Source organism: Pseudoduganella sp. GW821-FHT12E03, from assembly GCF_058807115.1.
On record NZ_JBXAQJ010000020.1, the window covers coordinates 1 to 19878 of the forward strand.

At 60.8% G+C, this 19878-nt stretch carries 22 protein-coding genes and 1 tRNA gene; all 23 read right to left on the bottom strand.

Translation table 11 applies throughout. The features are described 5' to 3' along the window. Positions 1-2 precede the first annotated feature (2 nt). Positions 3-75, bottom strand: a tRNA-Gly gene (locus AC1RRC_RS31845). Positions 76-170: 95 nt separating this feature from the next. Beyond that, positions 171-752, bottom strand: coding sequence for a CDP-diacylglycerol--glycerol-3-phosphate 3-phosphatidyltransferase (gene pgsA, locus AC1RRC_RS31850; protein WP_493059847.1), 582 nt, complete (start codon positions 750-752; stop codon positions 171-173). A 98-nt stretch (positions 753-850) separates the two neighbouring features. Beyond that, positions 851-2731 (bottom strand): excinuclease ABC subunit UvrC, encoded by a 1881-nt coding sequence (gene uvrC, locus AC1RRC_RS31855; RefSeq protein WP_493059849.1) that lies wholly within the window; start codon positions 2729-2731, stop codon positions 851-853. A gap of 18 nt (positions 2732-2749) precedes the next feature. Further along, on the bottom strand, positions 2750-3178 hold the full coding sequence (gene acpS / locus AC1RRC_RS31860; RefSeq protein WP_493059851.1) for a holo-ACP synthase: 429 nt from the start codon (positions 3176-3178) through the stop codon (positions 2750-2752). Next, entirely contained in the window at positions 3175-3933 is a 759-nt protein-coding gene (gene pdxJ / locus AC1RRC_RS31865; protein ID WP_493059853.1) for a pyridoxine 5'-phosphate synthase, read from the bottom strand. Before pdxJ ends, acpS begins: the two co-directional genes overlap by 4 nt. A gap of 5 nt (positions 3934-3938) precedes the next feature. Continuing rightward, positions 3939-4709, bottom strand: coding sequence for a DNA repair protein RecO (gene recO / locus AC1RRC_RS31870; RefSeq protein ID WP_493059854.1), 771 nt, complete (start codon positions 4707-4709; stop codon positions 3939-3941). A 142-nt stretch (positions 4710-4851) separates the two neighbouring features. Further along, the gene (era, locus tag AC1RRC_RS31875) at positions 4852-5754 is read right to left on the bottom strand and encodes a GTPase Era (protein ID WP_493059855.1); all 903 of its coding nucleotides are present in this window, start codon (positions 5752-5754) and stop codon (positions 4852-4854) included. A gap of 11 nt (positions 5755-5765) precedes the next feature. Further along, positions 5766-6584, bottom strand: coding sequence for a ribonuclease III (gene rnc, locus AC1RRC_RS31880; protein ID WP_493059856.1), 819 nt, complete (start codon positions 6582-6584; stop codon positions 5766-5768). Between the two features lie 6 nt (positions 6585-6590). Then, entirely contained in the window at positions 6591-6977 is a 387-nt protein-coding gene (locus AC1RRC_RS31885; RefSeq protein WP_493059857.1) for a DUF4845 domain-containing protein, read from the bottom strand. A 12-nt stretch (positions 6978-6989) separates the two neighbouring features. Next, complete coding sequence (lepB, locus tag AC1RRC_RS31890; RefSeq protein WP_493059858.1) at positions 6990-7910, bottom strand: signal peptidase I; 921 nt, start codon at positions 7908-7910, stop codon at positions 6990-6992. Beyond that, positions 7907-9700 carry a translation elongation factor 4 gene (gene lepA, locus AC1RRC_RS31895; RefSeq protein ID WP_493059859.1) on the bottom strand — a complete coding sequence of 598 codons (1794 nt, stop codon included), beginning with the start codon at positions 9698-9700 and terminating at the stop codon, positions 7907-7909. Before lepA ends, lepB begins: the two co-directional genes overlap by 4 nt. A 261-nt stretch (positions 9701-9961) precedes the next feature. After that, complete coding sequence (locus AC1RRC_RS31900) at positions 9962-10210, bottom strand: glutaredoxin family protein (RefSeq protein ID WP_493059860.1); 249 nt, start codon at positions 10208-10210, stop codon at positions 9962-9964. A 48-nt stretch (positions 10211-10258) separates the two neighbouring features. After that, positions 10259-11761 carry a Do family serine endopeptidase gene (locus AC1RRC_RS31905; RefSeq protein ID WP_493059861.1) on the bottom strand — a complete coding sequence of 501 codons (1503 nt, stop codon included), beginning with the start codon at positions 11759-11761 and terminating at the stop codon, positions 10259-10261. Positions 11762-11977: 216 nt separating this feature from the next. After that, entirely contained in the window at positions 11978-12574 is a 597-nt protein-coding gene (rpoE, locus tag AC1RRC_RS31910) for an RNA polymerase sigma factor RpoE (protein ID WP_493059862.1), read from the bottom strand. A 48-nt stretch (positions 12575-12622) separates the two neighbouring features. Then, a complete protein-coding gene (locus AC1RRC_RS31915; RefSeq protein WP_493059863.1) occupies positions 12623-13084 on the bottom strand; it encodes a protein YgfX in 462 nt (153 codons plus the stop codon). Between the two features lie 122 nt (positions 13085-13206). Then, positions 13207-14451 carry a beta-ketoacyl-ACP synthase II gene (fabF, locus tag AC1RRC_RS31920; protein ID WP_493059864.1) on the bottom strand — a complete coding sequence of 415 codons (1245 nt, stop codon included), beginning with the start codon at positions 14449-14451 and terminating at the stop codon, positions 13207-13209. 35 nt (positions 14452-14486) lie between these two features. Further along, a complete protein-coding gene (acpP, locus tag AC1RRC_RS31925; protein WP_155438763.1) occupies positions 14487-14729 on the bottom strand; it encodes an acyl carrier protein in 243 nt (80 codons plus the stop codon). Between the two features lie 143 nt (positions 14730-14872). Then, a complete protein-coding gene (gene fabG, locus AC1RRC_RS31930) occupies positions 14873-15619 on the bottom strand; it encodes a 3-oxoacyl-ACP reductase FabG (protein ID WP_493059865.1) in 747 nt (248 codons plus the stop codon). 15 nt (positions 15620-15634) lie between these two features. Further along, positions 15635-16567 (bottom strand): ACP S-malonyltransferase, encoded by a 933-nt coding sequence (fabD, locus tag AC1RRC_RS31935; RefSeq protein ID WP_493059866.1) that lies wholly within the window; start codon positions 16565-16567, stop codon positions 15635-15637. A gap of 175 nt (positions 16568-16742) precedes the next feature. Next, positions 16743-17729 (bottom strand): beta-ketoacyl-ACP synthase III, encoded by a 987-nt coding sequence (locus tag AC1RRC_RS31940; RefSeq protein WP_493059867.1) that lies wholly within the window; start codon positions 17727-17729, stop codon positions 16743-16745. Positions 17730-17784: 55 nt separating this feature from the next. Further along, entirely contained in the window at positions 17785-18837 is a 1053-nt protein-coding gene (gene plsX, locus AC1RRC_RS31945; protein WP_493059868.1) for a phosphate acyltransferase PlsX, read from the bottom strand. A gap of 148 nt (positions 18838-18985) precedes the next feature. After that, positions 18986-19168 carry a 50S ribosomal protein L32 gene (gene rpmF / locus AC1RRC_RS31950; protein ID WP_028104096.1) on the bottom strand — a complete coding sequence of 61 codons (183 nt, stop codon included), beginning with the start codon at positions 19166-19168 and terminating at the stop codon, positions 18986-18988. Between the two features lie 197 nt (positions 19169-19365). Continuing rightward, positions 19366-19860 (bottom strand): YceD family protein, encoded by a 495-nt coding sequence (locus tag AC1RRC_RS31955; protein ID WP_493059869.1) that lies wholly within the window; start codon positions 19858-19860, stop codon positions 19366-19368. Between the last annotated feature and the right edge of the window lie 18 nt (positions 19861-19878).

Here is a 19878-nt window from a genome sequence, read left to right on the forward strand (position 1 = left end):
GGAGCGGGAGAAGAGTCTCGAACTCTCGACCTCAACCTTGGCAAGGTTGCGCTCTACCAACTGAGCTACTCCCGCTTCGTTCTTGCTGCGCGTTGTCATCAACAACAGGCAAGCATTATAGAGGCTGGAAAAAACCTGTCAAGGTCGAGTAAACGATTTATTTCAATTCTTCAAAGATTGCCACTTTTCTCTTTGATCAGCGGCCACGCTTTTTGCAGGTAGTAGAACATCGACCACACCGTCAGCACGCTGGCGATCCACAACAGTTTGTCGCCCCAGAACTGGGTGTCGATGGCGCCGAACAGGATGTCGTGGTACAGCAACAGCGGGATCGCCGTCATTTGCGCGGCGGTCTTGATCTTGCCAATGGAGTTGACCGCCACCGACTTCGAGGCGCCAATTTGCGCCATCCATTCACGCAAGGCGGAAATCGTGATTTCGCGGCCAATGATGATGAACGCCAGGATCGCGTTGCAGCGGTCCAGTTGCGTCAGCACCAGCAAGGCGCCGGCCACCATCAGCTTGTCCGCCACCGGGTCGAGGAAGGCGCCGAAGGCCGAGGTCTGGTTCCAGCGGCGGGCCAGGAAGCCGTCGAACCAGTCGGTGACGGCGGCCACGATAAACACCAGGGTTGCGGCCATGTTGCGGTCGGCCAGTGGCAGCCATGCCTGGGGCAGGAAATACACGCCGACCACCAGGGGAATCAAGGCAACGCGCAACCAGGTCAACAGAATCGGAATATTGAAAGGCATAAGACTGCGGTAGAAATTTAATAGTTGTTATAGACGCGCCGCTAGTCTACCTTGCAACACGGCTTAGCACCAGCAAGCGCATTGCGTGTGGCGCGGACTCAGTGCAGCTGGCGGTAAATTTCCTCTGCCAGCGCGCTCGATATCCCTTCCACCGACTTCAAATCGTCCACACTGGCATTCATCACCCCGCGCAAGCCGCCGAAGCGGGTCAGCAATTTTTGCCGGCGCTTGGCGCCGATACCTTCGATTTCCTCCAGCCGCGACGTCTGGCGCGCCTTGGCGCGTTTGGCGCGCATGCCGGTGATCGCAAAGCGGTGCGCCTCGTCGCGGATCTGCGCCACCAGCATCAGGGCCGCCGATTCCTTGCCGAGTTCCTGCGGTGCGCGGCCATCGGCAAAGATCAGCGTTTCCAGGCCAACCCGCCTGCCCTCGCCTTTCGCCACGCCGACAATCAGGCTGATGTCCAGGCCCAGTTCCGACAACACTTGCCGCGCCATTTCCACTTGTCCCTTGCCGCCGTCCACCAGCACCACGTCCGGCATCACGCCTTCGGACGACGCGACTTTCTCGTAGCGGCGCGTCAGCACCTGGCGCATCGCGGCGTAATCGTCGCCCGGCGTGATGTCGTTGATGTTGTAGCGGCGGTATTCGCCATTTTGCATCTGGTGGTGATGGAACACCACGCACGACGCTTGCGTCGCTTCGCCCTGGGTGTGCGAAATATCGAAGCATTCGATGCGGATGGTTTCCAGGTCGTCCGCTTCCAGGTTCAGCGCGTCGGCCAGCGCGCGCGTGCGCGACTGCTGCGAACCCTGTTCCGACAGCAGGCGCGCCAGCGCGATCTCGCCGCCCTTTTGCGCCAGTTCCAGCCATTGGCGGCGCTGGCCCTGCGGCTGGAAGATCAGGTGGATGCGGTGGCCGCACTGTTCCTGCAACGCCAGCATCAATTCCGGCTGGTCGTATTCGATGTTCAGGATCAGGGTGCCGGGGATGAACTTTTCCGTGTAGTGCTGGACCAGGAAGGCCGACAGCACCTCGACTTCCGGCGCGGCTTCCGCGATGGCGGCCGCGTCGCCCAGGTGCGTCGGGAAGTAGGCGCGGTCGCCGAGGTGGCGTCCGCCCCGCACCATGGCCAGGTTGACGCAGGCACGGCCACCCTGCACGATGACGGCAATGATGTCGATGTCCGCATCGCCCGTGGTCTCCATGCTTTGCTGGTGCAGCACCTTCGACAGCGACTGGATCTGGTTGCGCACGGCGGCCGCCTGCTCGAACTTCAGGTCGGCGGCAAAGGCCATCATTTTCTTTTCCAGGTCTTCCATCACCTCGGTCTGCCGTCCGCGCAGGAAACGCGCGGCGTTATCGACGTCGAGCTTGTAGTCTTCCGGTGTGATGGCGGCCACGCAGGGCGCGCTGCAGCGGCCGATCTGGTGCAGTAGGCAGGGACGCGTGCGATTGGCATACACGCTGTCTTCGCAGGTGCGGATCTGGAAAACCTTTTGCAGGATCTGCATGGATTCCTTGACCGCCCACGAATTCGGGAACGGACCGAAATACTGGTTCTTCTTGTCGACCGCGCCGCGGTAATACACCATGCGCGGCGCATCGCCGCTGGTGATTTTCAAGTACGGGTACGATTTGTCGTCGCGGAACAGGATGTTGAAACGCGGCTGCAGCGCCTTGATCAGGTTGTTTTCCAGGATCAGCGCTTCCGCTTCGCTGCGCGTCACCGTGGTTTCCAGGCGCGCGATACGCTCCACCATCATGGCGATGCGGGGACTCGACAGGGTCTTCTGGAAGTAGCTCGAGACGCGTTTTTTCAGGTCGCGCGCCTTGCCCACATACAGCACGTTGTCCGCCGCGTCAAAATAACGGTACACGCCCGGCAAGCCGGGCAGCTTGGCCACGGTGTCGAGCACATGCTGGCGTGCATCCACTGCTGGCGCGTCCGGCGCGGGCTTGTTGGCTTCGTCGTTCATACTATTTATACGGTTTGATTACGGCGCGGATCCAGCCACCTGCGCGGCCACCTGCGCGGCCACCCGCTCCACGATGACAAACGCCACCGCATAGTCGGCCTCGTCGCTGACCGTCACTTGCGCGGACAGGCCATGCACGCGCAGGTGGTCGGCCAGCGCGCCGCTGCACACGAATTCCGGCTTGCCCGACGGGTTGTTCAAGACCTGCGCCGTGGCCAGGGTCATGGGCGGCACCACGCCGGTGCCGAGCGCCTTGCCCAGCGCTTCCTTGGCCGCCCAGCGCGTGGCCAGGTAGCGCGTGGCGCGCTCCGGACTGCGCTCGCCGCGCAACTGGTATTGCGCGAGTTCTTCCGGGCCCAGCACCTTTTCCACAAAGCGCTGGCTGCGCCCGGCCGATTCCGCGATGCGCGCAATCTTGCAGATATCGGTGCCGATGCCAACAATCATTTGGCGCCCAGGCGGGTGGCCGTCATGATGGCCTTCATTTCGCGCACGGCGTTTTCCCAGCCGACGAACACCGAGTGCGCCACGATGGCGTGGCCGATGTTCAGTTCCACGATGCCGGGAATCGCGGCAATCGCCTGCACGTTGGTGTAATGCAGGCCATGGCCGGCATTGACCTTCAAGCCTTTTTGCACGCCCCATGCGACGCCGGCCTTGATGCGCTCCAGTTCCTTCAACTGGTCCGCGCCCTGCGCGTCGGCGTAGGCGCCCGTGTGCAGTTCGATCACCGGCGCGCCGGCTTCGGCAGCGGCCGCAATTTGCTGTTCATCGGCGTCGATGAACAGGCTGACGCGGATGCCTTCGGCCTGCAATTGCCGCACGGCCGCTTGCACGTCGGCGAAATGCCCGACGACATCCAGGCCGCCCTCGGTCGTGACTTCGGTGCGTTTTTCCGGCACCAGGCAGACGTCGGCCGGCTTGATCTTGCACGCGAAGTCCAGCATCTCGGCGGTGACCGCCGCTTCCAGGTTCATGCGCGTCACCAGTTGCGGCGCCAGCGCAATCACGTCGGCATCCTTGATGTGGCGGCGGTCTTCGCGCAGGTGCAGGGTGATGCAATCGGCGCCGGCCTGCTCGGCCAACAGCGCCGCGCGGATCGGATCGGGATAGACCGTGCCGCGCGCATTGCGCAAGGTGGCCACGTGGTCGATGTTGACGCCCAGGTCGATCACCGGGCCGGATGGGTAGAGGAAGCTCATGGTATCTATAACTGAGAAAGGTCGATTAATATCTGGCGCGTGTTCAGGGGTGCGCCGCCCAGGTGATGCGCCAGCAGGAAACGCATCAATTGCTTGCTTTGCGCCTGCGTCGCCGTGTCTTGATAATCTTCGCGCTCCATGTCGAGCAAGGTCTTGCCATTGACACGCGGCCACAGGTCGCCCGCCTGTTCCGGACGGGGGCCGCGCTCCGGGTCCACCACGTACATCTGCCCCGCTTTCACCTTCTGGCGGGTGCCGGTGCAGTGCGTGAGATCGGCCGCGACGCCGGTTTCCTTCAACAGCGCGCGCTCGAACTTGCGCAGCACGATGGGCGCGGGTTCATTATGCGCCAGCTGGTTCAAGGTCGCGACGTAATGGTTGAACAGTGCCGGATGCGCATCGTCGCGCGCCAGCAGCTTCACCAGCAATTCATTCAAATAAAAGCCGCACAGCAGCGCGGTGCGTTCCAGCGGCAGCATGCCGCCGACCCATTCCGCGTCGGTCAGGGTGCGCAATTCATTCTTGCCGGTCCAGCTGGCGGACAGCGGCTGGAAGGTTTGCAGCACGCCGCGCAATTGCGAATGGGGCCGCTTGGCGCCCTTCGCGATCAGCGCCACGCGGCCATAGTCGCGCGTCAGCATATCGACGATCAGGCTGGTTTCCTTGTACGGGTAGCTGTGCAGGACGAAGGCCGGCTGGCCGGCGACGCGGGTGCCGATGGTGCGCTCACGGCTGGGCGCGCGGGCGCGCTTTTGCACCGGGGCGGCCACGGCCATCGGGGCGGCCGGCGCCGCCGGCTCTGGCTGGGCTGGCGGTGTGGCCGCCTGAGAAACAGACGAGCCCGCTATGTCACTACCGGGGTCTGACCCCAGTTGTGACATGGCAGGCTCGTCAATGATGGACATCGTGGTGATGGAATTACTCGTAACCGTACGCGCGCAGGCCCGCTTCGTTGTCGGCCCAGCCGGATTTCACCTTGACCCAGATTTCCAGGTAGACCGGACCGCCAAACAGTTTTTCCATGTCCTGGCGGGCCTGGGTCGAGACTTCTTTCAGGCGCGCGCCCTTGTTACCGATCACCATGGATTTGTGCGTATCGCGTTCCACCAGGATGGCGGCAAAGATGCGGCGCAGGTTGCCTTCCTGTTCGAACTGCTCGATGATCACCGTGCTCTTGTACGGCAATTCGTCGCCGACAAAGCGGAACAGTTTTTCACGCACGATTTCCGATGCCAGGAATTTCTCGCTGCGGTCGGTGATGTCGTCCGCGTCAAAGATCGGCGCGTTTTCCGGCAGCAGGCGCTTGATCTCGTTTTGCAGCCCGTCCAGCTGGAAGCGCAGCTTGGCCGAGACCGGCACCACGGCGGCAAAATCGTATTTGGCCGCCACTTGCTGCGCGAACGGCAACAGCACGGCTTTATCCTTGCTGCGGTCGGATTTATTGATGACCAGGATCACCGGCACCTGCTTCGGCAGCAGGTCCAGCACTTGCTGGTCGGCCGGGCCAAACGTGCCGGCTTCGATCACGTACAGGATCACGTCCGACGAATCGAGCGTATTGGTGACCGTCTTGTTGAGCGTCTTGTTCAGCGCATTCGCATGGCGGGTCTGGAAGCCCGGCGTGTCGACGTAAATGAATTGCGCATCATCGAGCGTCTGGATGCCGGTAATGCGGTGGCGCGTGGTTTGCGCCTTGCGCGACGTGATGCTGACCTTGGCGCCGATCAGCGTATTCATCAAGGTCGACTTGCCCACGTTAGGGCGGCCGACAATGGCGATATAGCCGCAGCGAAAAGCCGTGGGAGTGGTTGGGGTATTCATGTTGACCTTCTTTACTGTTTGACTGCTTTGCCGTCTTTCGCCACGTCGACGGCCTGGTCGCTGGATGGATCCGACTGCCCCTGGATCGTGGCGATGCCCGCCAGCTTCAATTGGGCGCCCCGCTGACGCGGTTTGCGGCTAGCTGTGGGCGTCTTTTGCATAGCCTGTTCCGCAACTTCCAGCGCCAGTTTGGCGGCAGCCTGTTCACCGGCACGGCGGCTGCCGCCGCGGCCATAGACCTGGATGCCAAGTTTCGGCACCAGGCATTCAATTTCAAATTCCTGGCTGTGCGCCGCGCCATGGGTCGCTACCACATTGTACTGCGGTAGCGAAATTTTCTTCGCCTGCAAGAATTCCTGCAGCAAGGTCTTGGCATCCTTGCCCAGGGTGCGCGGATCGACGCTGTCGAGGATCGGGATATAAAACGCGCGGATGGCTTTCGCCGCGCTGTCAAAGCCCGTGTCCAGGAAAATCGCGCCGAGGATGGCTTCGAGCGTATCGGCCAGGATCGATGGGCGGCGGAAACCGCCCGACTTCAATTCGCCTTCGCCCAGGCGCAGGAATTGCGACAATTCCAGCTTTTGCGCGATTTCATACAGCGATTGCTGCTTGACCAGGTTGGCGCGCAGGCGCGACAGGTCGCCTTCATCGACGCTCAGGTAGCGTTCGTACAGGATCGACGCCACCACGCAGTTGAGGATGGAGTCGCCCAGGAATTCCAGGCGTTCGTTATGCAAACTGCTGTGGCTACGGTGCGTCAGCGCCTGCAACAGCAAGGCGTCGTTGTGAAAGGTGTAGCCGAGACGGGTTTGCAATAACTGTAAATTCATGGATTTTTATTCTGTTTTGGGCTTGGCGGCGGCTTGCCCTGATTTCGACGTGGTGCCGTTATATTCCAGCAACAGGCTGGCCGGACCGGCCAGCGGAATTTTCTTGTCGTAGGCGAAACTGACTTCCAGGCCGCCCTCTTCCCGTTCGATCAACAAGTCCGCGCCGGTGATCGACGAGATGTAACCCACCTCTGCGCTCTTGTTGAACGAATCGATGATTTCCTTCGGCGTCGTACTGTCGGCCTTGGCCTTCACGATGGCGCCCTGGATCGCGCGGAATTCCGAATACGTGGGCAAGACTTTCGCGGCCAGCAAACCAACCATGCTGAGAACGGCGATAGCCAGGATCAGGCCGACCAGGGAAATACCTTGCTGCTTGTGCTTGCCACGCATCTTGCGCCCTCCTTATTGGATACTGCCGATCCGCTTCAATGGGTTGCCGAGGTTCATCCAGACATAGAATGCTTTACCGACAATATTCTTGTCCGGGACAAAGCCCCAGTACCGGCTGTCCGCGCTATTGTCGCGGTTATCGCCCATCATAAAGTAATTGCCGGCAGGCACAACACACGTAAAGCCTTCGTAGCGATAAGTGCACGCCTCACTGTGCGGGAAGTCTTTCACATCCGACAAGTTCACGGTCGGCGCCGCTTCCGTGACGATCACGCGGTGGTCGGCGCCCGTCAGGTTTTCCTTGAACTGCTTGGAATACGTGAGGCTTTCCTCGTTCAGGTAATCTTCCAGCGCGGTGTACTCGACCGGCTTGCCATTCACCGTCAGGCGCTTGTTTTCATACGTGATCTTGTCGCCCGGCACGCCGACAACGCGCTTGATGTAATCCTGGCTCATATCGCGTGGATACTTGAAAACCATCACGTCGCCGCGCTGCGGATCGTTCAGTTGCACGATTTTCTTGTTGATGATCGGCAGGCGGATACCATAGGTGAACTTGTTCACCAGGATCAGGTCGCCCACCTGCAAGGTCGGCACCATCGACATCGACGGGATCTTGAACGGCTCATACAGGAACGAACGCAGGAAAAACACCAGCGCGATCACCGGGAAGAAACTGCCCGAGTATTCCACCCAGGTAGGCTGGCGCAACTGCGCCGCTTCGATTTCCGCACGGTTGGTATTGTTGTCCAGCTTGATGCCATCGGCCGTCAGTTTGGCTGTACGCGCATCGTACTCGGCCAAAGCGCGGTCCGCTGCGGCGCGGCGCTGTTTGGCCAGCACGAACACGTCCAGGCACCAGATCACGCCCGTGATCACCATCAGGACAAACAGGATCAGGGCAAAGTTGGTCAGCAGGGCTTGCAAGGTCATTTCTCGTCCACTTGTAAGATGGCCAGGAAGGCTTCTTGCGGAATCTCCACCGAGCCCACCTGCTTCATGCGTTTTTTACCGGCTTTCTGCTTTTCCAGCAGCTTCTTCTTACGGCTGATGTCGCCGCCATAGCACTTGGCCAGCACGTTCTTGCGCAGCGCTTTCACGTTTTCACGGGAAATCACGTTGACGCCGATGGCGGCCTGGATCGCCACGTCGAACATCTGGCGCGGAATCAGCTCACGCATCTTGGCGGCCACCTGGCGGCCACGGTACGCGCTATTGGAGCGGTGCACGATAATGGCCAGCGCATCGACTTTTTCGCTGTTGATCAGCATGTCGACTTTCACCACGTCGGCCGGACGGTATTCCTTGAACTCGTAATCCATCGACGCATAGCCGCGCGACGTCGACTTCAGCTTGTCGAAGAAGTCCAGCACGATCTCGCCCATCGGCATTTCATAGATCAGCTTGACCTGGCGGCCGTGGTAGCTCATGTCCATCTGCACGCCGCGCTTGGCGATACACAGGGTGATCACGGAGCCGACATACTCTTGCGGCATGTACAGGTTGACCGTGACGATCGGTTCGCGGATCTCGTTGATCTTGGTGGTGTCCGGCATGCGCGACGGGTTGTCCACCTTGATCACGCTGCCATCGCGCAACTCGACTTCATACACCACGGTCGGCGCCGTGGTGATCAAGTCCTGGTCGAATTCGCGCTCCAGGCGCTCCTGCACGATTTCCATGTGCAGCAAGCCCAGGAAGCCGCAGCGGAAGCCGAAGCCCAGCGCCTGCGACACTTCCGGCTCGTACATCAGCGCGGCATCGTTCAGCTTGAGCTTTTCCAGCGCGTCGCGCAGCGAATCGTACTGGTTGGCCTCGACCGGGAACAGGCCGGCAAACACCTGTGGCTGCACTTCCTTGAAGCCTGGCAGCGGCGCCGGGGCCGGCTTGTTGGCCAGGGTAATGGTGTCGCCCACTTTGGCGGCGGCCAGTTCCTTGATGCCGGCAATGATGAAGCCCACCTGGCCGGCCGACAGTTGCGGCAGCGACACCGAGCGCGGCGCGAACACGCCGACATCGTCGACCAGCTGCACCGAATCGGTTGCCATCAGTTTGATCTTGTCTTTCGGTTTCAACGTGCCGTTGACCACGCGCACCAGCATCACCACGCCGACATAGGCGTCGTACCACGAGTCGACGATCAGCGCCTGCAGCGGCGCGTCCGGATCGCCTTTCGGTGGCGGCACCTTGGCAATGATGGCTTCCAGCACATCATCGACGCCCAGGCCGGTCTTGGCCGAGCAGTGCACCGCGTCACCCGCTTCAATCCCGATCACGTCTTCGATCTCGGCAATCGCGGTCGGTGGATCGGCGTTCGGCAGGTCGATCTTGTTCAAGACCGGCACCACTTCCACGCCCAGGTCCAGCGCGGTGTAGCAGTTCGCCACGGTCTGCGCTTCCACACCCTGCGACGCGTCGACCACCAGCAGCGCGCCTTCGCAGGCGGACAGCGAGCGCGACACTTCATAGGAAAAGTCGACGTGGCCGGGGGTGTCGATCAGGTTCAGGTTATACACCTGGCCATCGCGCGCCTTGTAGCTCAGGGCCGCGGTCTGCGCCTTGATGGTGATGCCGCGCTCGCGTTCCAGATCCATCGAATCGAGCACCTGCGCTTCCATTTCGCGCTCGGACAAGCCGCCGCACAGCTGAATAATGCGGTCGGCCAAGGTCGATTTACCGTGGTCGATGTGGGCGATGATGGAAAAATTGCGTATGTTGTTCATTAAACAAATCTAAAAAAGGACGGCCGCCATCCAGGGCGGCTACTGGCACATTTACTGGCTAATTTCTAACGGGGCAATACAAAAAGCGCTCCGAGCGGAGCATTTCTACCCCTGGACGAGCGCTTTTGTGACTTCCTATGCACGGAAACAAGAGCTTTCCAACCTTCGCATTTTACCGGATTTCAGAGGGGAAAGCCCGGTTTTCGAAGGGGGCAGCATGGCGAAACGCGATTTCGCAGGCTATTCGACCGGTCGAAATGCTTATTTATTGCTCTCTAACACCGTTTTGACGGCATCTTCGTTTAAAAAATAGTGGCACAACTCGGGTTGGTCGAGATCGGCAAACAGCACCGGCACCAATTCATCGAAACGCGCCACCAGCGCGTCATCGGCATCGACATCGATGACGTCGACCGTGAACGGGTGCTCCGGCGTTTGGAACTTATTGAGCGCGTCCAGCATGTCCTGGCACAGGTGGCAATACGAGCGGGAATACAGGGTGAAGTGCATGAGAGAAAACGGCCCGGTCGAGCCGGGCCGCATTGGGTTGGATGAAGGTTATTTCGACGCCGGCACCGGACGCAGCGAAATGAATTGCGCCACCTCGCCGCGCCGCACCAGCACCACGTGGGCCTTCTTCGGATCGAGCTTGGCCACGGCGGCGTTGAATTGCTTGGCGTCGCGGATTTCAATGTTATTCAATTGCAGCAGCACGTCGCCGGCCTGCAGGCCGGCCTTGGCCGCCACACCCTCCGCCGCCACCACCACCACGCCCGCGTCCAGGCTCAATTCCTTCTTCTGCGCGGCGCTGAGGTCGTTGACCTTGAAGCCCAGCGCATTGGCCGCTTCCGGCTGCGGCTTGTCCGCGCCGCCGGCCTTGGCGGTTTTCTCGTTGTCCAGCTCCACCACAGTCACCGGCAAGTCCACCGGCTGGCCCTTGCGCCAGACCGTGACGGTGGCCTTGGCGTCGAGCGTGGCGTTGCCGATCATGCGCGGCAAATCACTGGAGCGGTTCACGGTGGCGCCATTGAACTTGATGATGATGTCGCCCGCCTTGATGCCAGCCTTGTCGGCCGGGCCGCCCGGCTCGACCAGCGTGACTTCCGCGCCTTGCGTGTTCTTCAGGCCCAGCGCTTCCGCCACTTCCTTGCCCAGTTCGCCAATGCGCACGCCAATGCGGCCGCGCGCCACCTTGCCGGATTTCTTCAGCTGGTCGGCCACGCGCATGGCTTCATCGATCGGGATCGAGAAGGAAATGCCGTTATAGCCACCGGACAGGGTCGCGATCTGCGAATTAATGCCGATCACTTCGCCGCGCATATTGATCAGGGGGCCGCCCGAGTTGCCGGGATTGACCGCCACATCGGACTGGATCAGCGGTAAATAATCGCCGGTATCGCGCGACTTGGCGGAAATAATGCCGGCCGTGACCGTGTTTTCCAGGTTGAACGGCGAACCGATCGCCACCACCCACTCGCCCACGCGGATCTTGCTCGAGTCGCCAATGGTCAGGCTGGGCAACTTGCTGCCTTCAATTTTCAGCAGCGCCACGTCGGTGCGGGTATCGGCGCCCAGCACCTTGGCCTTGAATTCACGTTTATCGGTCAGGGTCACATACACTTCATCGGCGCCATCGACCACGTGCGCATTGGTCAGCACATAACCGTCCGGCGACGTGATGAAACCGGAACCGATGCCACGCTGCACTTCATCGCCCTGCTGCGGCGCGTTGCGGCGGCCACGCGGGCTTTGTCCCTGCGGGCCGCGCGGGGTCGGAATCTGGCCGCCGAAGAAGCGGCGCAGGAATTCCTGCATTTCTTCGGCGTCCACCTGGCCCGGCGCATTGTTTTGCAACTTCAGGCGTTCGGTGGTGCGGATATTGACCACGGCGGGGCCGACCTTGTCCACCATGTCGGCAAAATCGGGCAAGCCGGCGATGGCGGAGGATGCCGCTTGCGCCGCCGGAGCCAGGCCGGCCATGGCGGGAGCAAACAAGACACCTGCGCTGATCAGCAGCGCGGACAACGTAGTGCGGGTACCAGTCGAAAAAGTCGTTTTCATGGGAAAGAAAGATCCATCGAATTCAAGTTTGGAGTCGGGTCTCAGCACGCCCGGTCGGCACATGGTAAGCGAAAAACCCGGCATGCAGCACATACAAGATGTTGCGAAATGCAAGTTTTTTCAAGAGGGAACATGATGCATGTCGTTGAGTGTTTCCTGCGCAGCAGACGCTGCTGCGATTGACGCCGCTCCTGCCGGGATTCCAGCACTTGCCGCCTACCAGCGCCCCTCCGAGGCCTTGTCGATCAGCGGTTCGAGCCGCTCGGCAATGACTTCCCGGGCGCGGAAGATGCGGCTGCGCACGGTGCCGACCGGGCACTCCATCAATTCCGCGATGTCTTCATAACTGAGCCCTTCCATTTCGCGCAGCACGATGGTCACGCGCAATTCCGGCGGCAACGCATCGACCGCGGCACTGACCGTCAGCGCAATCTGCTTGCTGGCCAGGACCGACTCCGGCGTGTTGTTGTCGCTCAATTGCTCGTCGAGCGCGTGGGCCTGCTCGCGGAACCGGGCCGCGGTGGTGCTCACGCGGTGCGCCAGTCCAGCCATGTAATTGCGCGCGGTATTGACGGCAATGCGGTACAGCCACGTGTAAAACGCGGCATCGCCCCGGAAATACGGGAGTGCGCGGTAAGCCCTGATAAAGGTTTCCTGCACCACGTCTTCCGTATCAAACGGATCGCGCACCACGCGCTTCAGCAGCCGCATCAACCTGCGCCGGTATTTCATCACCAGCAAGTCGAAAGCGCCGCGATCGCCGGCCTGCGCCCGCTCGACCAGCAACTGGTCGCTTTCGCGTTCTGTCGTCACCCCGCTCCCCGGTGGCGACGGCCCTGCAGGCGCTGCGCCACAAAAGTTTCACAGGTCCCTGGCCGCGCAAGCCCGGCACGCCACCGCCAGGGGACGGAACGCGCCAGGCGCCACGCTGTCGCGCAACACCAGCAAGCGCAAGGTACGGCCATCGGCCAGGCGCAGCGGCAACACGAGCAGCCACGGCCACAACACGGCGCCGCACTGCAAGGCGGCCGGTTGCGGCGCCGGCATGACGGCGGGGAGACTGTGATTCAGGTATACCGCCACGCGGATGGCGCCGTTATCCGAAATATCAATCCGGAAGCCCTTGCCATTCCGGAGCCGCCGTGGCGGGTGGCACAACGCAAGCAATCCGATCAGCGCCGCCAGCCACATCAGCGGCTGGTCCGGCAACAGGTCCAGCGGCCAGCTGGCCAGCGGCGCGCCCACGGCGGACGCGGCCAGCCCCGCCCGCAGCCAGCGCAAGCGGCGGGATGAGCGCACCAGCAGCGACACGGCAATGCCCATGGCAATCCCCGGTGAGGAAACTATGAAGGAAGGCGAGCCGTAAACGACAATGGCGCCGGACAAGCCGGCGCCATTTGGCAGCCGCACCGGTCTCAGACCGGCGCGGTGCGGATTAGTTCACATCAGATCTTGCCGAAAACCAGGCTGCCGTTCGTTCCGCCGAAGCCGAACGAGTTTTTCACGGCGTACTGGATCTTCGCATCCCGCGCCACGTTGGCGCAGAAGTCCAGATCGCAGGCCGGGTCCTGGTTGAAGATGTTGATGGTCGGCGGAATCACTTGATTGTGAATCGCCAGGACCGTAAACACCGCTTCCAGGCCGCCGGCACCGCCCAGCAAGTGGCCGGTCATCGACTTGGTCGAGCTGACCACCAATTGCTTGGCGTGGTCGCCGAAGGTGCGCTTGATGCCAACGACTTCGGCCAGGTCGCCCAGCGGGGTCGACGTGCCGTGGGCGTTCACATATTGCACCTGGTCCGGGTTGAGGCCGGAGTTTTTCAGCGCTGCAATCACCGCCTTGCTGCCGCCGCTACCGTCTTCCAGTGGCGACGTCATGTGGTAGGCGTCCGCGGTCATGCCGAAGCCATGGACTTCCGCATAGATCTTGGCGCCACGGGCCTTGGCATGTTCGTACTCTTCCAGCACCATCACACCGGCGCCTTCACCCTGCACGAAACCATCGCGGTCCTTGTCCCAAGGACGGGACGCGGTTGCGGGGTCGTCGTTGCGGGTCGACAGCGCACGGGCCGAGGCGAAACCGCCCATGCCCAGTGGCGAGATGGTCGATTCCGCGCCGCCGGCCACCATCACGTCGGCATCGCCGTACTCGATCAGGCGGGCGGCTGCGCCAATGCTGTGCAGGCCGGTGGTGCACGCTGTCACGATGGACAGGTTCGGACCACGCATGCCGTACTTGATGGACAGATTGCCCGAGATCATGTTGATGATCGACGCAGGCACGAAGAACGGCGAAATGCGGCGCGGGCCGCGCTTGTCGTAGTCTTCCTTCTGCTCTTCGATCATCGGCAGGCCACCGATGCCGGAACCGATGATCACGCCGATACGATCGGCGTTTTCCTCGGTGACGACCAGGCCAGAATCCTGGACCGCCTGAATGCCGGCCGCCATGCCAAAGTGGATAAAGGTATCCATATGGCGCGCTTCCTTACCGGGGAGGTAATCCTCGATATTGAAGCCTTTTACTTCACCAGCAAAGTGGACAGAAAAAGGCTGCGCATCAAATTTGGTAATGTTGGCGATCCCCGATTTCCCCTCGACGGCGGCGCTCCACGCTTCGGCAATCGAATTGCCAATCGGAGACACGCAGCCAAGGCCGGTGACCACTACACGACGGTTTTTAGAACTCAAGCGATTTCTCCTGGAGTAGATCGGGTGGCTGCTGCTTAGCCAGCCTTAACGTGCGCGGTAGCGTAGTCGATCGCTTGCTGCACGGTGGTGATCTTTTCTGCCTGCTCGTCAGGGATTTCCATTTCGAACTCGTCTTCCAGTGCCATCACCAGTTCAACGGTGTCCAGCGAGTCAGCACCCAGATCGTCAACAAAGGACGACTCGTTTTTGATGTCTGCTTCGGCGACGCCCAGTTGCTCAGCGACGATCTTTTTTACGCGTTGTTCGATATCCGACATGTTATGGCTCCATTTTGTTTGTTACGGAAAGCGCGCATTTTATCAGGTTTGCGCGCTGAAAAACTAATTTCAGCATGTGGTGCTATTTAGACTGAAATCATTACTAAATGACGACTATGCACAGCCAACGCCGCGCATCTTCATCAATTCATGTACATGCCGCCATTCACGTGCAGGGTCGTGCCCGTGATGTAAGCGGCCTGTGGCGAGGCGAGGAAAGCCACCGCTGCCGCGATGTCTTCCGGCTTGCCCAAACGGCCCAGCGGAATCTGCGTCAGCAGCGCCGCGTGCTGGTCTTCGCCCAGCGCCTTGGTCATATCGGTATCGATAAAACCAGGGGCGACGCTGTTGACGGTGATGTTGCGGCTGCCGATTTCACGGGCCAGCGCGCGCGTCATGCCTTCCACGCCGGCCTTGGCGGCGGCATAGTTGATCTGGCCGGGGTTGCCCGACGACGCCACCACGGACGTGATGTTGATGATGCGGCCACCCTTGGCCTTCATCATGCCGCGCAACACGGCGCGGGCCAGGCGGCCGACCGACGTCAGGTTGGTGGCGATCACGTTATCCCACTCTTCATCCTTCATGCGCATGGCCAGCTGGTCTTGCGTAATGCCCGCATTGTTGACCAGGATGCCGACGGCGCCGTGCGCCTTGGCGATGTCATCGATGATGGCGGCGCAAGCGGCCGCGTCGGTGACGTTCAGCACCATGCCTTGTCCGGCTTCGGCGCCGATTTCGGCCAGGTAAGCGGAAATCGCTTGCGCACCGGCTTCGGTGGTGGCGGTGCCGATCACGCGCGCACCCTGGCGCGCCAATTCCTGTGCAATGGCCTTGCCGATACCGCGCGAGGCGCCCGTTACCAGGGCAACTTGATTAGACAGAGTCATGTGAATCCTTGTTATTTATTTATATGCGGCGATGATGCTGTCCAGCGTCGCCTGGTCATAGATGGCGCTGCCGACCAGATTGCCGTCGATACGCTTGGCCAGGCCCATCAAGACCTTGCCCGGACCGCATTCGATCACTTGCGTGATGCCGTCCGCCGCGACTTTTTGCATCGATTCCACCCAGCGCACCGGGCTGGCCGCCTGGCGTACCAGCGCATCCTTGATGGCGACCGGATCGCTGACGATGGCGACATCGACGTTGTTGATCAGCGGGATTTGCGGCGCACTGAAAGCAATGCCGGCCATGTAATCGCGCAAGCGGTCCGACGCCGGCTTCAGCAGCGACGAATGGAACGGCGCGGACACAGGCAATTTCAGTGCGCGCTTGGCGCCCTTGGCCTTCGCCAGTTCGCAAGCGCGTTCAACCGCCGCAACGTGGCCGGCGATGACCACCTGGGCCGGCGCATTGAAATTGACCGGCTCGACCACTTCACCGGCGGCCGCTTCAGCGCACGCGGCGCGCACGTCATCATCGGACAGGCCAAGAATCGCGGCCATCGTGCCCTGCCCGACCGGTACCGCTTCCTGCATGGCTTGCGCGCGGAAGCGCACCAGCGGCACCGCATCCTTGAAGGCAATCACGCCGGCTGCCACCAGCGCGGAATATTCACCCAGGCTGTGGCCGGCGACGATCGACGGCAGCGGGCCGCCGGCGGCGATCCAGGCGCGGTAAGCCGCCACGGCAGCGGTCAGCATGACCGGTTGCGTATTGGTGGTCAGGTCCAGTTCCTCTTTCGGACCTTCCGCCATCAGTTTGCCGATATCGAAACCCAGCGCATCGGAAGCCTCGGCGATGGTCTGCGCCACCACCGGGTTGCCCGCAAAGCCATCCATCATGCCGATCGCTTGCGAGCCCTGGCCCGGGAATACAAATGCAAATTTGCTCATATCTGATCAGTCTCGTTCTATATTTAACCTGGGTGCGAGGCCTTCAGGCCGCGCATCCACATATTTCTATCAGGATTGCTACCGCGCGCCATGGTAGGACAACTACCCGCGCCATCCCAACTTTTAGAACTCTAATTCTAAAGAGGACGCTATTTTACCGCGCCCATGGCGGAAATCACATCCTTGCCAGGACGGCGCCCCAGGTGAAGCCGCCGCCCACACCTTCCATCAGCACGTTATCGCCTTTCTTGATGCGGCCATCGCGCACCGCGATATCGAGCGCCAGCGGGATCGACGCGGCAGACGTATTGCCGTGCTGGTCCACCGTGACCACCATTTTTTCTTCCGGCATGCGCAGTTTTTTCGCCGTGCCTTTCATGATGCGGATATTGGCCTGGTGCGGAATCAGCCAGTCGATGTCTTCGGCTTTCATGCCGGCGTGGTCCAGCGCTTCGTGCGCCACCTGCTCGAGCACGGTGACAGCCAGCTTGAACACTGCCTGGCCATCCATGTACAGGTACGAACTGCCCGCCACGGCGCCGCCCGCCAGGTTGCCCGGGATGCTGAGGATGTCCGCATGGCGGCCGTCCGCGTGCAATTTGGTCGCCAGGATGCCCGGCTCTTCCGATGCGGACAGCACGATGGCGCCGGCGCCATCACCGAATAGCACGCAGGTGGTGCGGTCTTCGAAATTCAAGATACGGGAAAACACTTCGGCGCCGATCACCAGCACATTCTTGTGCACGCCGGCGCGGATGAACGCGTCCGCCGTCGAAACGGCATACACGAAGCCGCTGCACACGGCTTGCACGTCCACCGCCGCGCTGTGGTTGGTCATGCCCAGCTTGCGCTGCACGATGCAGGCGGTGCTGGGGAAGCTGCCGAAGAAATCCGGCGTCGAACTGGCGACGATGATCAGGTCGATCTGGTCCGCCTGCAAGCCCGCCATGTCCAGCGCCTTGCGCGCGGCATGAGCAGCCAGGTCGGACGAATTCTGTTCAGGCTCGGCATAGTGGCGCGCCGAAATGCCGCTGCGGCTGACGATCCAGTCATCCGAGGTCTCGATGCCCTTGGCCGCCAGCTGCTCGGCCAGGTCCTGGTTGGTCACGCGTTTTTCAGGCAGGTAACTGCCGGTGCCAATAATTTTGCTGTACAAAGTCATGCCGTTTCATCCATTAGATAATCGGGCCGGCGTAATGCAGGGCGCTCCCCCCGCCTTACGCCTGCTCTTGCGTTGGTTCCGCTCCGCGCGGCATCAGCTCGGCGATCATGGTCGCCAACTGGGCCTGCACGTCATTTTTTGCTGCCTCATACGCCCTGCGCAGCGCCCATTCGAATGCATAGGCATCCGCCCCGCCGTGGCTCTTGAATACCAGGCCGCGCAAGCCCAGCAAGCCGGCGCCGTTGTAACGGGACGGGTTGAATTTGTTTTTCATGGCCTTCAGGGCGCCACCGGCAATCACTGCGCCCAGCATGGTCAGGAAGTTGCGCTTGAATTCCGTGGTGATCACGGTCTTCATGAAGTGGCCCAGGCCTTCCAGCGCCTTCAGCGTCACGTTGCCGACAAAGCCGTCGCACACCACCAGGTCCACCGTGCCCCGGAAGATATCGGTGCCTTCCACGTTGCCGTGGTAATTGAGCGCGCCGCGTTCCTTGTCGGCCTGCAGCAGCTTGGCGGTGGCTTTCACCACTTCATTGCCCTTGATATCTTCCGTACCCACGTTCAGCAAGCCAATGGTCGGCTTTTCAATGCCTTCCATGGCGTGCACCAGCACGGACCCCATGATGGCGAACTGGTGCAAATGGTGCGGTTCGCAATCCACGTTCGCGCCCAGGTCGAGCATGTAAGTGGGGCCGCCCTTTTCATTAGGCAAGATGCTGCAAATGGCGGGACGGTCGACGCCGGCCATGGTTTTCAGCACATAGCGCGAGACCGCCATCAGCGCGCCGGTATTACCGGACGACACGGCGGCCTGCGCCTTGCCATCCTTGACTTGCTCGATTGCCACGCGCATCGACGAATCTTTCTTGCGGCGCAGGGCAACCTCGAGCGGGTCGTCCATGGTGACTTGTTCGGAAGCGTGCTGGATGGCGAGACGCGGCAACGATTCCGCGCCGTGTTTTTTCAATTCCGCGCGGATGACGTCTTCCAGGCCGACGAGGATCAGCTCGACATCAGGCTGCTGCTTGGAAAAGGAAATGGCGGCCGGAATAGTGACAGAGGGGCCGTGATCGCCGCCCATGCAGTCGATGGATATTTTTATTGTCATGTGGGACAGATGCGGGGCCGGAACGGATTGCGTTCAGTCCTGCTGGATACAGATGACGGGCTGGAAACCAGCCGAAAGAAAAGAAAAAAGCGGCGTAACGTCAGTCAAGCTCACGTCGCACCGCCTTTATTCTGGGTAAAAACGCCGATTACTCGTCGTTTTTGGTCTTCAGCACTTTACGGCCACGGTAGAAACCGTTCGGGCTGATGTGGTGACGCAGGTGCGTTTCACCGGTGGTTGGCTCGACTGCCAGGTTTGGTGCAACCAGGAAATCGTGCGAACGGTGCATGCCACGCTTCGATGGGGACTTTTTGTTCTGTTGAACTGCCATGATGACTCCTAATACAAAGTTCTAAGATTCTAACACATTCGACCAGCAAATACATGCGAATCGAGTATCCACAAGGCAAATGGTTAGTAAATTAATTAGTAACTTAGCCACTTGCCAACGCCTTTACTACAAACTACAACGATGCCAATACTCGACAAAAGCACGCGTTTGACACGTTTATTACCACTACAATTCGGTTATTTTTTCAGGTTCTTCAAACCTGCGAACGGCGACTGCGTATCGGACTTCACAAAGTCGAGCAGCGACGTATCCGGACATTCCTTGTGGCGGGGCGTGTGCGGCAATGCCAGCAGGGCCTCATCTTCCACCAGGTACATCATGTCCATTTCACGGGCGCCGACGATCACGTCGATCGATTCATCATCGATGATCTGCTCGATCTCATCCGCATTGGCATCGTCCTTACCCAGCATCAACAGGGTTGACGACTCCAACTCGTGGGCAAACGGCTGCATGCAGCGCTGGCAAACCAGTTGCACGACACCCTTGGTCGACAGGCGCAACTGCGGGAAACCATGCTTGCTGGTGCCACCCTCGGCTTTCCAGGCGATCTCGCCGGTCGCGTCCGCTGTTTCCTTGGCCAACCGGGTCATCTCGGCGACTGGCGTTACACCGTCGCGATTTCCATTGGTCCGACAAAATTCAAACGCGTCGATCACAAAGGCAGTCATTAGCAGCATTCCCCGGAA